The organism is Sulfuricella sp. (assembly GCF_035531155.1).
GTDB lineage: Bacteria > Pseudomonadota > Gammaproteobacteria > Burkholderiales > Sulfuricellaceae > Sulfuricella.
In genome coordinates, this window is record NZ_DATKTK010000055.1 from 18,052 (window position 1) to 33,004 (window position 14,953).

The following is a 14,953-nucleotide window of genomic DNA, read 5'->3' on the forward strand; positions in this document are numbered from 1 at the left end:
GTAGCTCCGCCCAACCCGCTCACAGAGGTTAGATTAGTGTTTTCTCCGCAGGGCTATCATGTCACTTAATTTTAGCCCCTGCAATATGCCACCGCATCCTCGAGTCGATCCACCGCCACCACCTCCATGCCGGCAATACGCTGCTTCGGATTGTTAGCCTTGGGGATGACCGCATGGGTGAAGCCCAGCTTGGCTGCCTCTTTCAAGCGCTCCTGGCCACGCTGTACCGGGCGGACTTCACCCGCCAGGCCGACTTCTCCGAACACCACCAGCTTGGCCGGCAGCGGTTTGTTGCGCAGTGATGAAACGATCGCCAGCAGCACCGCCAAGTCGGCCGCCGGTTCGGTAATTTTGACTCCGCCCACGGCATTGACGAACACATCCTGATCGAAGCAGGCGATGCCTGCATGGCGGTGCAACACTGCCAGCAGCATCGCCAGCCGGTTCTGTTCCAGGCCCACGGACAATCTTCTCGGATTGGGCGCATGCGCCTCATCCACCAAGGCCTGCACTTCCACCAGCAGCGGCCGCGTACCTTCCTGCGTCACCATCACGCACGAACCCGCCACTTCCTGGCCGTGATGCGACAGAAACAGCGCCGAGGGATTACTCACCTCGCGCAGCCCCTTCTCGGTCATGGCGAATACGCCCAGCTCGTTGACCGCGCCGAAGCGGTTCTTGAAAGCGCGGATCAGGCGAAAACTGGAATTGCTATCACCCTCGAAATACAGCACCGTATCGACGATATGCTCGAGCACGCGCGGCCCGGCCAAAGCGCCTTCCTTGGTCACGTGACCGACCAGGATCACGGTGATGCCGGTCTGCTTCGCCAGGCGTGTCAGCTGCGCCGCACACTCGCGCACCTGCGCCACGCTACCGGGAGCGGATTGCAGCGCCTCGGAATAAACGGTCTGGATCGAATCGATCACCGCCACATGGGGCTTCTGCGCCAGCAAGGTGGCACTGATCTTCTCCAGCTGAATTTCCGCTAGCAGCTGCACCGGCCCGGCGTCAAGCGCCAGCCTCTTGGCGCGGAGCGCAATCTGCTGCGCAGACTCCTCGCCGCTGACGTACAACACCTTATTGCTCGCTCCGAGATGACACAAGGCCTGCAGCAACAGAGTGGACTTGCCGATACCCGGATCGCCGCCGATCAGGACCACCCCGCCCGGCACCAGGCCGCCGCCTAGCACGCGGTCGAATTCGGCGATGCCGGTGGTCTGGCGCGGCGTTTCCAGCGCTTCCACGTCGGACAGGCGCTGCAGCTGGCTGGGCTGGGCCAGCGCACTGTAGCGGTTGGCGGCCGGCGCGGCCTCGGCCACGGTTTCCACCAGCGTGTTCCACGCCATGCAGTGCGGGCACTGCCCCTGCCACTTGGGCACTTGCCCGCCGCATTCGGTGCAGGTGTAGACGGATTTGGGTTTAGCCATGGGTTTCTGTGACCGGCACCCGCGGCGCCAGCGCGCACAGCAATTCATAGCTGATGGTGCCTGCCGCCGCCGCCACTTCATCCACCGGCAAACCCTTGCCCCACAAGGTCACCGGACTGCCGATGCCGGCGTCGGAAACGTTGGTGAGATCGACGCACAGCATATCCATCGACACCCGACCCAAGGTGCGGCAGCGCTGGCCATTGACCAGCACCGGCGTGCCGGTCGGGGCATGACGCGGATAGCCGTCGGCATAACCGCAGGCGACGATGCCGACAAGGGTGGGCTGCTCTGCACAAAATGTGGCGCCGTAACCGACCGCTTCCCCCGCCTGTAGTGCCTGCAACCCGATGATGGCACTGGTCAGAGTCATCACCGGCCTGAGATCAAGGCTTTCCGCGCTCGCATCGGCAAAAGGCGACGAACCGTAAAGCATGATACCGGGTCGCACCCAGTCGCCGTGGGCTTCCGGATAGCGCAGGATGGCCGCGGAATTGGCCAGGCAGCGCGGCGCGTCCAGACCCGCAGCAAGGCTGTCAAAACAGGCGAGTTGAACAGCGATGCCCTGCGCCTCGTCGGCGCAGGCAAAATGGGTCATCAGCGTGATCCTGCCCGCCGCGCGCGCGGTCTGGAGGCGGTGCAGCGCGGCGCCGAAGGCTTCGGGCCTGAAGCCGAGCCGGTTCATGCCGCTGTTGAGCTTGAGAAACACGTCGATCTTGACCGGCAATCCGGCCATTTCGAGCATTTCGATCTGTTCCGGGCAGTGGATGACGCTGGCCAGGCGGTATTCCGCCAAGGTCGGCAGCTCTTCCGCGCTGAAAAATCCTTCCAGCAGCAGGATCGTCTGGTTGAACCCGGCCTCGCGCAGTGCCACGGCCTCTCCCACATTGAGCACGGCGAAACCATCGGCCGTTTCAAGCGCGTGGGCCACCCGCAACATGCCATGGCCATAGCCGTTGGCTTTGATCACGGCAATAGTTCTGGCTTGCGGCGCATGGCCGCGAGCCACGCCAAGATTATGCCTGAGTGCCGAGAGATCGATTTGAGCCTGCAGCGGACGCATGAGTCTAGTAACTACCCCCATGAGCATAATTCTCGAATCGGGTGTATTCGCCAAGGAAGGTCATGCGCACCGTGCCGATCGGCCCGTTACGCTGCTTGCCGATAATGATCTCGGCGATGCCCTTGTCCTGGGTATCGGAGTTGTAGACTTCGTCGCGGTAGATGAACAAGATCAGGTCGGCGTCCTGCTCGATGGCGCCGGATTCGCGCAGGTCCGACATCACCGGGCGCTTGTTGGGACGCTGTTCCAGGCTGCGGTTGAGCTGGGAAAGTGCGATCACCGGCACGTCCAGTTCCTTGGCCAGCGCCTTGAGGCCGCGCGAAATCTCGGAAATCTCGGTTGCGCGATTTTCGTTGCCCCCACCCTTGCCGCTTCCGCTCATCAGTTGCAGGTAATCGATCACGATCAGTCCCAGCTTGCCGCACTGACGATGCAGGCGACGAGCCCGCGCGCGCAGGTCAAGCGAAGTCAGCGCGGCACTTTCATCAATAAAAATGGGCGCGTCATTGAGCTTGCCCACCGCATAAGTGAGTTTTTGCCAGTCCTCGTCCAGCAGGCGACCGGTACGTATCCGATGCTGGTCGAGGCGACCGATCGAGCCGATCATCCGGGTCACCAGTTGCGACCCGCCCATTTCCATACTGAAGACCGCTACCGGCAGGCCGGTTTGCATCGCGACGTTTTCCGCAATATTCAGGGAAAATGCGGTCTTGCCCATACTCGGTCGGCCTGCGACGATGATCAGGTCGCCCCCCTGCAGGCCGGATGTTTTCTCGTCCAGGTCGGTGAAGCCGGTCGGGATGCCGGTGACATCGCTCGAATTGTCGCGCTGGAACAGCATGTCGATGCGTTCCACCACCTGGGTCAGCAGCGGCTGGATCTCGACGAACCCCTGCTTGCCGCGTGCCCCTGCCTCGGCAATCTCGAACACCTTCGCCTCGGCCTCGTCGAGCAGTTGCGCCATCGAGCGACCGGAGGGATTAAGGGCATCCTCGGCAATGCCGCTGCCGACTTCGACCAGTTTGCGCAATACCGCACGCTCCCGCACGATTTCGGCATAGCGGCGGATATTGGCGGCGCTCGGCGTGTTCTGCGCCAGTGCGCCCAGATAGGCCAGTCCGCCTGCATCGACCAGTTTGGCGCTATTCTCCAGCGATTCCGCGATGGTGATCACATCCGCCGGCTTGTTGTGCTCCACCAGCTTGCTGATATGGCGGTAAATCAGGCGGTGGTCATGACGATAAAAATCCCCTTCGGTGACCAGGTCGGCAATCTTTTCCCAGGCGCTGTTATCGAGCAACAGGCCGCCCAGTACGGACTGCTCTGCCTCAACCGAATGGGGAGGCAATTTTAGATTGTCAAGCTGTTGATCATTCATGGGAATTTATATCTGAGGAACCTGATGGCAAGGAATAAAATCAAGTTGAAAGTATACCCAAATAACCTTGAAACAGACACAAAGAAAAAGGGGCTGCAAGCAGCCCCTTTTTGCCGGAACAACCTAAATCTCAGCTTTCACCAATCACGGTAACCGTGATGTTGGCAACCGCATCGTGATGCAGCGCAACAGCAATCGGGTAATCACCGATCTGCTTGAGGTGACCAGTAGGCATGCGGATATCCGCCTTGGCAACTTCGAAACCCATGGCTTTCAGCGCTTCGGCAATATCGGTGTTGGTAACAGAACCAAACAGCCTGCCATCCACACCGGCCTTCTGGGAAATCTTTACCAACTGACCCTCCAGCTTCTCGGCGCGGGACTGGGCATCGGCAAGAACTGCGGCTTGCTGTTTTTCCAGTTCGGCGCGACGCACCTCGAATTCAGCCTTATTTTTTTCCGTGGCGCGCTTGGCTTTACCTTGCGGGATCAGGAAATTGCGGCCATAGCCGTCCTTGACTTTGACGATGTCGCCCAGTTGACCGAGGTTGACAACCTTTTCCAATAAAATTAATTGCATCTGGTCTCTCCTTAGTGCTGGTCAGTGTAGGGAATCAGGGCCAGGAAACGGGCGCGCTTGATTGCCGTACCCAGCTGGCGCTGGTAGCGGGTTTTCGTGCCGGTAATACGGCACGGGATGATCTTGCCGTTTTCCGCGATGAAATCCTTCAGGATTTCGGTATCCTTGTAATCGACTTCCTTGATACCTTCAGCGGTAAATTTGCAAAACTTGCGACGCTTGAACATGCCGCCCCGATTGCTCGGCCGGGTCGGTTTTTTCGTGGTAGGACGTGCCATTTTTAACCTCTCTCAATCAATTCTATTCTATTCAAGTGCAACACCAGTTGCTGACTGTGCTGGCTCTTGCGTGCCAGGAAACCCGCTGCCTTGATACTGTCACCGGCTTTCCAGCCGGCAACGACCTGGGCGGGATCACCCATCGCGATCGCGGGTATTTCACATTCAACTTTGCGCTTGAACCCCGCCTCGATCTGCTCGGAAACATGACCTATTCTAAAGGCCATCAGGGGCAAACCGGCTGGGGTATAACGCAAGGCATCCATCTCGGCGATACGGCCAGTCAGGACAACCTGGTTGCAATCCACTTAGGCTGCAGCTTCCTGGGCGGCGGGCGCCTCGGCCGGGGTTTCCACGGCCACGGGAGCTACGGGAGCCACAGGAGTTTCCGTGAAACGGGCCCGGTCTTCCCTCATCATCGGCGAAGGCGTGGTTACGGCTTCCTTCACTTTGATGGTCAGGTGGCGCAGGACCGCATCGTTGAACTTGAAAGCATGATCGAGCTCGTCCAGGGTTTCCTGGTCACACTCGATGTTCATCAGCACGTAGTGCGCCTTGTGCATTTTCTGGATCGGGTAGGCCATCTGGCGGCGTCCCCAGTCTTCGAGACGGTGAATCTGGCCGCTCTTGGAGGTGATCAGGGTACGGTAGCGTTCGATCATGGCGGGCACCTGCTCGCTCTGATCGGGGTGAACGATGAAAACAATTTCGTAATGTCGCATGAATACTCCTTACGGGTTAAAGCCTCCCGCCATGCGGGACGGTGAGGCAAGGTGAAAAGCCGGCTAGTTTAATGAAAATCGGCTGAAAAATCAACTACGATTGCGCTGGCGTCGGGTTTCATACAGGCAAATACCGCTGGCCACCGAAACGTTCAGGCTTTCCACACTGCCGAACATCGGGATGCGCACCAACTGATCGCAGGTTTCGCGGGTGAGGCGGCGCAGGCCTTCATCCTCGGCGCCCAGAACCCAGGCGGTCGGGCCGTCGAGCTTGGCGGAAAACAGGTCGCTTTGCGCCTCCCCCGCCGCGCCGACCACCCAGACGCCCGCTTCCTTGATCTCGCGCAAACTGCGCGCGAGGTTGGTGACAGTAACCAGGGGCACGGTTTCTGCCGCGCCGCTGGCGACCTTGCGCACCGTGGCATTGAGCCCGGCGGCGCGGTCTTTCGGCACGACAACGGCATGCGCGCCCATCGCGTCCGCCACGCGCAAACAGGCACCCAGGTTGTGGGGGTCCTGCACGCCGTCCAGCACCAGCAACAACGCCGGCTCGCTCAAACCCTCCAGAATGTCGAACACGTCATGGTACTGGTGCACCGCTTCGACTTTGGCCACCACGCCCTGGTGCTTGTCGTTGCCGACCATGCCGTCAAGGCGATGACGTTCCATGAAAATGACGCGCACACCCTGTTCTTCGGCCAGTTGCAGCAGCTCGCGCGAACGCGGGTCTTGCCGCTCCCGGTGCAGATAGATTTCGGTGACGCCCTTCGGGGTTTGCCGAATGCGGCTGACCACGGCATGAAAGCCGTAAATAAAGCTGTCAGCCATCAGCCCCGGGCTTTCCGTTTACGGCTGGGCTTCTTGCCACTATCCGCTTCCTTGGGCGCGGGCCGCCTGCCGCCTTCTTTTGCCTTGGCAGGGCGGCGCTCGGCAGGCCCGGAGCGCTTAGGCTCCTTGGGTTCGGCCATCACGAAGTCGATCTTGATGGTTTCGAGATCGACCCGCGCCACCTTGACCTTCAGCCTGTCGCCCAGGCGGAAGCGCTGGCCGCTGCGCTCGCCCAGCAACTGGTGCTTGGCGGCATCGAAATGGAAATAATCGCTGCCCAGCTCGGTCACATGCACCAGGCCTTCCACATAGATATTGTCGAGCGCGACAAACACGCCGAAGCCGGTGACGCTGGCGACGGTGCCGTCGAAGGTTTCGCCCACCTTGTCCTGCATGTAGAAGCACTTGAGCCAGTCGTTGACATCGCGCGTCGCCTCGTCGGCACGGCGTTCGGTCTGGGAGCAGTGGATACCCAGCTCCGCCCATTTGCCAGGCGTGTATTTCACACCCTTCAGCACGGCCTTGATGGCACGGTGCACCAGCAAATCCGGGTAGCGGCGGATCGGAGAGGTGAAATGGGTGTAAGACTCATAGGCCAGACCGAAATGCCCAACGTTGTCAGGACTGTAAACTGCCTGGCGTAGCGAACGCAGCATGACCGTTTGCAGCAACTGCTCGTCCGGCCGCCCTTTAACCTTGGACAGCAGCTTGGCGTAGTCCTTGGCGTGGGGATCGTCGCCACCGGCCAGAGGCAGGCCGAACTCCTTGAGGAATTCGCGCAGCCCTTCCAGCTTCTCCGGCGTCGGCCCCTCGTGGATGCGGTACAGGGTAGGATGCTCGTTCATCTTCAGGAAATCCGAAGCACACACGTTGGCAGCCAGCATGCACTCCTCGATCACGCGGTGGGCATCGTTGCGGTACACCGGCACGATGCGCTCGATCTTGCCCTGGTCGTTGAAGAGCATCTGCGTCTCGATGGTCTCAAAATCGATTGCGCCGCGCTTCTCGCGCGCCTTGCCCAATACCTTGAACAGCTTGTGCAGCTCCTGGACATGAGGCAACTGATCCTTGTGTTCCTTGGCTTCCTTGCCCTTGGGGTCGGCCAGCATCGCCGCCACCGTGGTGTAGGTGAAGCGCATGTGGGAATTCATCACTGCGGGGTAGAAACGGTATTTCTTCACCTCTCCATTGCCGCTGATATCCATCTCGCACACCATGCACAGCCGCTCCACGTGCGGATTTAGCGAGCACAGGCCGTTGGACAACTCCTCCGGCAGCATCGGAATAACACGGCGCGGAAAGTACACCGAATTGCCGCGGTCGAACGCCTCCACATCCAGCGCATCCTTGGGCTCAACGTAATGGCTGACGTCGGCGATCGCCACGTACAGCTTCCAGCCGCCCTTGCTGAGTATCTTCCAGCCCTTGTCCAGCGGGCGGCAAAACACGGCATCGTCGAAATCTCGGGCGGTCTCGCCGTCAATGGTCACCAGCGGCAGCTCGCGCAAATCCTCTCGCCCTGCCAAATCCTTTTTCAACACTTTCGGCGAGAACTTCTTCGCCAGGCTTTCCACCTCGGGCGGAAACACATGCGGCAAATCGTGCTTGCGCAATGCGATTTCGATTTCCATGCCGGGGTCGGTGTAATTACCGAGGATCTCTACCACCGTCCCAACCGGCTTGGCATTCTTGCTCGGCTGCTCAATGATTTCTATCATCACCACCTGGCCGGGCTGGGCGCCCATGTCACCACCGGGTGGAATCAGGAAGTCCTGGCTGATACGCTTGTTTTCAGCCACCGCAAACAGAATGCCATGCTCGTTGAACAGACGGCCCACGATGCGTGTGTTGACGCGCTCCAGCACCTCGACGATGCTGCCTTCAGGACGGCCGCGCCTATCCTCGCCGATGATCCGTGCCATCACTCGGTCGCCGTGCAGCACTTTCTGCATCTGGCTCGGGCCCAGGAACAAATCCTCGCCACCATCGTCAGGCACCAGGAAGCCGAAACCGTCTTTGTGTCCCTGCACCTTGCCCTTGATCAGGTCAAGCTTGTCCACCACGCAAACTTCATGCTTGCGGTTGCGCATGATCTGGCCGTCACGTTCCATCGCCCTGAGACGACGACTGAAGACCTCCACCTCGTCTTCCTGGATTTCCAGGATCTTCGCCAGTTTATTCTCGGCGACAGGAACGCCCTGCTCGGTGAGGAGTTGCAGAATATATTCCCGGCTTGGCAACGGATGCTCATACTGAGCACGTTCACGCTCGAGGAAGGGGTCTTTGGATCTTATTTTCTTCGTTGACAAAATATCGCTTTCCTATTAAAGTTCGGGCTTCTTGATTTGCCCAGATGGCGGAATTGGTAGACGCGCACGGTTCAGGTCCGTGTGCCGCAAGGTGTGGAGGTTCGAGTCCTCTTCTGGGCACCAAATATAAAAGGGCGGGTTCTGCGAACCCGCCCTTTTTCTTTTACTCAAACGGATGACGCAGCACGATGGTCTCATCCCGATCCGGACCGGTCGAAATGATATCGATCGGTACGCCGCAGATTTCTTCCATGCGCTTGAGGTAGCTCTTCGCTGCGGCCGGCAGGCCGTCGTAGCTCTTCACGCCTACGGTGCTGTCCTTCCAGCCCGGCATCTCCTCGTAGATCGGCTCGCACCTGGCCAGCGTTTCGGCACCGGACGGCAGGATATCGAGTGTGCCTCCGTCCACCTTGTAGCCGACGCAGAGGCGCACGGCATCCATGCCATCCATCACATCCAGCTTGGTGACGCACAGCCCGCTCACGCCATTGATCTGGATCGAGCGTTTCAGCGCTGCCGCGTCGAACCAGCCGCAGCGCCGTGCACGACCTGTGGTGGAGCCGAACTCGTGCCCGCGTTCAGCCAGACCCTGACCAATCGGGTCAAGTTTGTCCACCGCGTCGTACAACTCGGTAGGAAACGGCCCTGCGCCAACGCGGGTGGTATAGGCCTTGGTGATGCCCAGCACGTAATGCAGCATCTGCGGCCCCACCCCACTGCCGGTGGCGGCATTGGAGGCGATGCAGTTGGAGGAGGTCACGAACGGGTAGGTGCCGTGGTCGATATCCAGCAGCGCGCCCTGCGCACCTTCGAACAGCAGGCTGCTTCCCCCCTTGTGGGCTTCGAACAGCAAGCGCGGCACGTCGGCAACCATCGGCTTGATGCGCTCCGCCACCTTCAGGGTCTCGTCCAGGGTTTTCTGGAAATCCACGATATCGGCGTGGAAGTAGTTCTTCAGCACGAAGTTGTGGTAGTCGAGAACCTCTCCCAGCTTGGCCGCCAGGCGTTCACGGTGGAACAGATCCTGGATGCGGATGCCGCGGCGCGACACCTTATCCTCGTAGGCCGGCCCGATTCCGCGACCGGTGGTGCCGATCTTGCCGGCGCCCTTGGCGATCTCGCGGGCTTGATCCAGCGCAACGTGATGGGGCATGATCACCGGGCAGGCTTCGGAGATTTTCAGCCGGTTGCGCACTGCCACGCCGGCAGCCTCCAGCATGTCCACCTCTTCCAGCAGCGCCTGGGGTGACACCACCACGCCGTTGCCGATGTAGCACAGCACGTTGCCGCGCAGGATGCCGGACGGAATCAGATGCAATACGGTTTTCTTGCCGTCGATCACCAGGGTGTGTCCCGCATTGTGGCCTCCCTGAAAACGCACCACGCCCTGGGCATGGTCGGTCAACCAGTCGACGATTTTGCCCTTGCCTTCATCCCCCCACTGGGTGCCGATTACTACCACATTCTTTGCCATGCTGACTCTATCCTTCAACGAATTTTTATTTAAACTTTGACTACGGCCCAGCCCACATCGCCCTGCACCAAAACGCGGTCGTAATTCAGATCTTCCCTGCTCATCTCGTGTCCAGGCAAATCCACTACCACCACTTCACCCTGAACGCGTAAAAGCGTGATTTTATCCTGTAACATGGGGTCCTGAACATAGGGCGCAAGAATCGCCTTGGGCAACGGCGGCGTCGGCTGCGCACCGAGCACGGCGCGCAAATCCATGCTAAAGCCGGTAGCCGGCCGGGAGCGGCCGAAGGTCTTGCCCACTTTGTCGTAGCGTCCGCCCAGTGCGACTGCGTTGGCCCAGCCTGAAGCATAGGCAGCGAACACCACTCCGCTGTGATAGTGATAGCCGCGCAGCTCGGCCAGGTCGTAACAGAGATTGGGGACACTGTCCTGTACCTGGCTACCGATGGTACGAAGATCGTCCAGCGCCTTGCCGATTTCCGGGTAGTCAGGCAGATGCCGCTGCGCAGCTTCCAGTGTCTCAGCGCCGCCATACAGCCGGGGCAACAATCGCAGCGCCTCCCTGGAAACCTCATCCAGGGAAGCGGTCAGCTCGGCGATTCCGGGAACGTCCTTGCCCTGCATGGCCTGAAACAACTCCACCTCCAGCTCCGGGGACACCGCTGCACGCTCGACCAGGCTGTGAAAAATCGCCACATGGCCGAGGTCGAGCTGTACCGATCCGACCCCGGCAAGCTGCAGTGCCTTGATCATCAGCAACTGGATCTCCACGTCGCTTTCGATACCGCCGTGGCCGAACAACTCGGCGCCGATCTGCAACGGTTCGCGGGTCTGCATCAGGCCATCGGGCAGTGCGTGCAGCACACTGCCGGCATAGCAAAGCCTGACCACACCCTGGCGATTCAACAGGTGGGCGTCGATCCGCGCCGCCTGCGGCGTGATATCGGCGCGCAGCCCCATCAGATGGCCGGAAAGCTGGTCCACCACCTTGAAGGTCTTGAGATCCATATCGCTACCCGTGCCGGAAAGCAGGGAAGGCAGATATTCCAGCAACGGCGGAACCACCAGTTGGTAGCCGCAGCCATGGAACCAGTCGAGCAACTGCCGCCGCACCCGTTCAAAACGCAGCGCCTGGGCCGGCAGCATGTCCTCAATATATTCGGGAAGTAACCAGTTATGCATGGATCAATTCATCAGATATAGCAGCAGCAAGCCGCCCAACATCGAAGTCAGCCCGACGAAGCGCAACTGCCCGTCGGACATTTCAGTCATTTTGCGAAAAGTTTCACGCCACAGGGCTGGCGCCAGAAAAGGCAAAACCCCTTCCAGCACGAACATCAGCGCCAAGGCCGCAAGCAGGCTGGTTTTCACAGCTCAAGCATCTTCTGGCGCTTTATTTGCCAGAAGACTTCAAGTATTTAAAGAACTCCGAACTGGGATCCAGCACCATCACGTCGCTCTTGCTCTTGAAACTCTGCCGGTAGGCTTCCATGCTCCGATAAAAGGCATAAAACTCGGGATTCTGGCCGAACGCTTCGGCATAGATCGCGGACGCCTTGGCATCGCCCTCGCCCTTGGTGCGCTGCGCATCGCGGTAGGCTTCGGCGAGGATGATCTCACGCTGGCGGTCGGCATCGGCCTTGATCTTTTCCGCCTCGCCGGCACCGGTTGAACGCAGTTCGTTGGCCACCCGCTTGCGTTCGGCCTCCATGCGCTGGTAGACCGACTCGCTCACTTCCTGCGGCAGGTCCACCCGTTTAATCCGCACGTCGAGCACCTGAACGCCGATTGTACGCGCATCGGCATCAGCCTTCTGACGCAAGATCTCCATGATCTGGTCGCGCTGCCCGGAAACCACGTCATGCACCGTGCGCTTGCCGAACTCGGCGCGCAGGCCGTCGTTGATGGTCTGCGACAGACGCAGGTGGGCGCGTGTCTCATCGCCGCCGACGCTGACGTAGTACTGCTTGACGTCAACCACGCGCCACTTGACGAAAGAATCCACCAGCACGTTCTTCTTCTCCGAGGTAATGAAGCGCTCCGGTTCGGACGAGGTCAGAGTGAGCACGCGGGTATCGAAATAGCGCACGTTTTGCAACAGCGGCACCTTGAAGTATAGGCCCGGCTGTTTTTTAACGTCGATAATCTCGCCCAGCTGAAAAACAATGGCATTCTGGCGCTGATCGACGGTGAACACGGTCAGGCTGAGCAGAATAAAGACTGCGATCAGTCCGGTCATGATGGCATTAAGATGTTTCATGGACGCACCTCCCGCTCACGGCTGCGGAATGCTTCGCGCGAGCGCGTCGTGCTTTCAGTTGCAGGCACGGCGGCCTCTGGCGCCCTGACCGGTGGTGCATCCGCCAATCCGGGCCCGGCCCCTGTGCTCTGGATCAGCTTGTCCAGCGGCAAATAGAGCAAGTTATTGCCCCCCTTCTGGTCCACCAGCACCTTGCTGGAATTGGTCATCATTTGCTGGATCGTGTCCAGATACATGCGGTCACGCGTCACTTTCGGCGCCTTACTGTACTCCACAAGGATCTGCTTGAAACGGCTGGCATCACCCTGAGCGTTGGCGATCACTCGCTGCTTGTAACCATCGGCTTCCTGCAACAGGCGCGAGGCGGCACCACGCGCTCTCGGAATCACATCGTTGGCGTAGGCCTGCCCTTCGTTCTTGGCGCGCTCCCGGTCCTGGCCCGCCTTTACCGCATCGTCGAACGACGCCTGCACTTGCTCCGGCGGTTGGGCATTCTGCATCGTCACCTTGCTGATATTGATGCCGGTCTTGTAGCGATCCAGAATATCCTGCATCAGTTTGGCAGCGCGAGTCGCGATTTCGGCGCGCCCTTCATACAACACAAAGTCCATTTTGCTCTTGCCCACAATTTCACGAATTGCTGTTTCCGCGGCCTGGTGCACCGCCTCATCGGGATGGCGGTTGTTGAACAGGAAATCTTCCGGGCTTTTCAGGATGTACTGCACGGCGAACTGGATGTCGATAATATTTTCGTCGTCAGTCAACATCAGCGACTCTTTCAGCATCTTGCTCTTGACGTTGGCGCGGTAGCCCACTTCGACTGTGCGCACCTGCTGCAGATTCACGATTTCGGCACTTTCAATCGGATAAGGCAGATGCCAGCGCGGACCCGGTTGCGTAGTCTCGAGAAATTTGCCGAAGCGTAACACCACGCCGCGTTCGCCTTCATTGACGATGTAAAAGCCGCTGCCCAGCCAGATCAGTATCACCAGCATCGGAACAAGCCCCAGCCCGGCAGCCATCTTGCCGCCCGACAGGGGGCTACCGCCGGTTGGACCACCGCTACCGCCCTTGCCACCGAACAGCGTATTCAGCTTCTGGTTGAAGCGACGCCACAATTCATCGAGGTCAGGTGGCCCGCCGCTGTTTTTCTTGCCCCAATCGGGATCATTCCATGCCATATTGTTTTTTCCAAAAAACTGATTCGTAAGGTCAAATTCCAGCGCCTGCGGCGGCCTGAGCCACTGCCCGTACTGCTTCAGCCTGGTGCTGGCGGCTGCATTCCGCCAGCGCCTCTCTCAACAGATCAAAGCCCTCGCCAGTGCGCGCACTGACCCAAATGCGGCCAATTCTACCATACTCATCCCGCTCAAGACCGGGTGCCAACCCGTTGACATCGATTTTATTCAGCACCATCAGCTGCGGAATGTGATCGGCGCCGATCTCCGCCAGGACCTTGTTCACCTCCTCGATTTGCTGGTCGCGGCTGGGGCTGGAAGCATCCACCACATGCAGCAGTAGATCGGCCGCCACCGCCTCTTCCAGAGTGGCACGAAAAGCCGCCACCAGGGTATGGGGCAAATGTTTGATGAAGCCGACCGTGTCGGACAGCACTACGGAGCCGCCGTCGGCGACGAAAAACTTGCGGCTGGTGGTATCGAGGGTAGCGAATAACTGATCCGCCACGTAGGCCTTGGCATGAGTGAGGCGGTTGAATAAAGTGGATTTGCCCGCGTTGGTATAGCCGACGATAGACACCGACAGCACGTTGGCGCGAACCCTGGCGCGGCGTTGCACACTGCGCTGGCGGCCCAGCTTGGCAAGTTTTTCCTTGAGCAGCTTGACCCGCTTGCCGAGCAGGCGGCGGTCAGTTTCGAGCTGGGTCTCGCCCGGTCCGCGCAGGCCGATACCCCCCTTTTGACGTTCAAGATGGGTCCAGCCGCGCACTAATCTGGTAGCCAGATGCTCCAGCTGCGCCAGTTCCACTTGCAGTTTGCCCTCGTGGCTTTGGGCGCGCTGCGCGAAAATGTCGAGAATCAGGCTGGTGCGGTCGATCACGCGGCAGTCTAGCCGCCGCTCCAGATTGCGCTGCTGCGCAGGGGAAAGTTCGTGGTTGAAAATCACCAGATTGGCTTCGTTGGCCACCACCGTCTCGGCGATCTCGTCCGCCTTGCCGGAACCGGCGAACAGCGCCGCATCGGGTCTGGAGCGTTTTCCCCGGACGATGGCCAGAATACCGACACCCGCGCTTTCGGTGAGGCGCTGCAGCTCTTCCAGACTTTCCTCGTAATCCGTGTCGCCAAAATCCAGGCTGACCAATACGGCCGCGTCACCGCTACCCGGGCGTTCAATCATTAAGCGTTCTAATCCTCAGCGGGAGGCTCAAAGGACATGCTCACGGGACGCACCGGCACTACCGTTGAAATCGCGTGTTTATAGACCATCTGGGTAATCGTATTTTTCAACAGCACGACGTACTGGTCGAATGACTCGATCTGGCCCTGAAGCTTGATACCGTTTACCAGATAGATGGAAACAGGCACATGCTCTTTACGCAAGGCATTTAAAAATGGGTCTTGTAATAGCTGCCCTTTCGCGCTCATGATTTCTCCAATACGTTGTTATGGTT

The 14,953-nt window shown here is 59.5% G+C and carries 16 protein-coding genes and 1 tRNA gene; 1 reads left to right on the forward strand and 16 read right to left on the reverse strand.

Translation table 11 applies throughout. The features are described 5' to 3' along the window. Positions 1-71 precede the first annotated feature (71 nt). The 9 genes from radA to rnr form a co-directional block, all read right to left on the reverse strand. A complete protein-coding gene (gene radA, locus VMV64_RS11690; protein ID WP_325330486.1) occupies positions 72-1,430 on the reverse strand; it encodes a DNA repair protein RadA in 1,359 nt (452 codons plus the stop codon). Continuing rightward, a complete protein-coding gene (alr, locus tag VMV64_RS11695; RefSeq protein ID WP_325330762.1) occupies positions 1,423-2,493 on the reverse strand; it encodes an alanine racemase in 1,071 nt (356 codons plus the stop codon). The genes radA and alr overlap by 8 nt, the downstream gene beginning before the upstream one ends. Positions 2,494-2,497: 4 nt before the next feature. After that, on the reverse strand, positions 2,498-3,871 hold the full coding sequence (locus tag VMV64_RS11700) for a replicative DNA helicase (RefSeq protein WP_325330488.1): 1,374 nt from the start codon (positions 3,869-3,871) through the stop codon (positions 2,498-2,500). A gap of 130 nt (positions 3,872-4,001) precedes the next feature. Continuing rightward, a complete protein-coding gene (gene rplI, locus VMV64_RS11705) occupies positions 4,002-4,451 on the reverse strand; it encodes a 50S ribosomal protein L9 (RefSeq protein WP_325330490.1) in 450 nt (149 codons plus the stop codon). Between the two features lie 11 nt (positions 4,452-4,462). Then, positions 4,463-4,729, reverse strand: coding sequence for a 30S ribosomal protein S18 (gene rpsR, locus VMV64_RS11710; RefSeq protein ID WP_325330492.1), 267 nt, complete (start codon positions 4,727-4,729; stop codon positions 4,463-4,465). 2 nt (positions 4,730-4,731) lie between these two features. Next, the gene (gene priB, locus VMV64_RS11715; protein ID WP_325330494.1) at positions 4,732-5,037 is read right to left on the reverse strand and encodes a primosomal replication protein N; all 306 of its coding nucleotides are present in this window, start codon (positions 5,035-5,037) and stop codon (positions 4,732-4,734) included. Next, positions 5,038-5,451, reverse strand: a complete 414-nt coding sequence (gene rpsF / locus VMV64_RS11720; protein WP_325330496.1) for a 30S ribosomal protein S6 — start codon at positions 5,449-5,451, stop codon at positions 5,038-5,040. It lies immediately after the preceding gene. A gap of 90 nt (positions 5,452-5,541) precedes the next feature. Continuing rightward, a complete protein-coding gene (gene rlmB / locus VMV64_RS11725; RefSeq protein WP_325330498.1) occupies positions 5,542-6,279 on the reverse strand; it encodes a 23S rRNA (guanosine(2251)-2'-O)-methyltransferase RlmB in 738 nt (245 codons plus the stop codon). Then, entirely contained in the window at positions 6,279-8,588 is a 2,310-nt protein-coding gene (rnr, locus tag VMV64_RS11730; RefSeq protein ID WP_325330500.1) for a ribonuclease R, read from the reverse strand. The genes rlmB and rnr overlap by 1 nt, the downstream gene beginning before the upstream one ends. A gap of 38 nt (positions 8,589-8,626) precedes the next feature. Between rnr and VMV64_RS11735 the strand changes: the two genes are divergently transcribed. After that, positions 8,627-8,711, forward strand: a tRNA-Leu gene (locus VMV64_RS11735). A gap of 40 nt (positions 8,712-8,751) precedes the next feature. Here the strand turns inward: VMV64_RS11735 and VMV64_RS11740 are convergent. From VMV64_RS11740 to hfq, 7 genes are read right to left on the reverse strand one after another with little or no spacing between them, the layout of a single operon-like run. Beyond that, positions 8,752-10,062 carry an adenylosuccinate synthase gene (locus tag VMV64_RS11740; RefSeq protein WP_325330502.1) on the reverse strand — a complete coding sequence of 437 codons (1,311 nt, stop codon included), beginning with the start codon at positions 10,060-10,062 and terminating at the stop codon, positions 8,752-8,754. A 29-nt stretch (positions 10,063-10,091) separates the two neighbouring features. Next, a complete protein-coding gene (locus tag VMV64_RS11745; RefSeq protein WP_325330504.1) occupies positions 10,092-11,246 on the reverse strand; it encodes an ATP phosphoribosyltransferase regulatory subunit in 1,155 nt (384 codons plus the stop codon). 3 nt (positions 11,247-11,249) lie between these two features. Continuing rightward, entirely contained in the window at positions 11,250-11,435 is a 186-nt protein-coding gene (locus VMV64_RS11750) for a DUF2065 domain-containing protein (RefSeq protein WP_325330506.1), read from the reverse strand. A gap of 22 nt (positions 11,436-11,457) precedes the next feature. Beyond that, positions 11,458-12,324 (reverse strand): protease modulator HflC, encoded by an 867-nt coding sequence (gene hflC, locus VMV64_RS11755; RefSeq protein WP_325330508.1) that lies wholly within the window; start codon positions 12,322-12,324, stop codon positions 11,458-11,460. Continuing rightward, a complete protein-coding gene (hflK, locus tag VMV64_RS11760; protein ID WP_325330510.1) occupies positions 12,321-13,505 on the reverse strand; it encodes an FtsH protease activity modulator HflK in 1,185 nt (394 codons plus the stop codon). The genes hflC and hflK overlap by 4 nt, the downstream gene beginning before the upstream one ends. 31 nt (positions 13,506-13,536) lie before the next feature. Further along, positions 13,537-14,679: a ribosome rescue GTPase HflX gene (hflX, locus tag VMV64_RS11765; RefSeq protein ID WP_325330512.1), complete on the reverse strand. Its 1,143-nt coding sequence runs from the start codon at positions 14,677-14,679 to the stop codon at positions 13,537-13,539. Positions 14,680-14,687: 8 nt separating this feature from the next. After that, positions 14,688-14,927, reverse strand: a complete 240-nt coding sequence (gene hfq, locus VMV64_RS11770) for an RNA chaperone Hfq (protein ID WP_325330514.1) — start codon at positions 14,925-14,927, stop codon at positions 14,688-14,690. Positions 14,928-14,953: the final 26 nt, after the last annotated feature.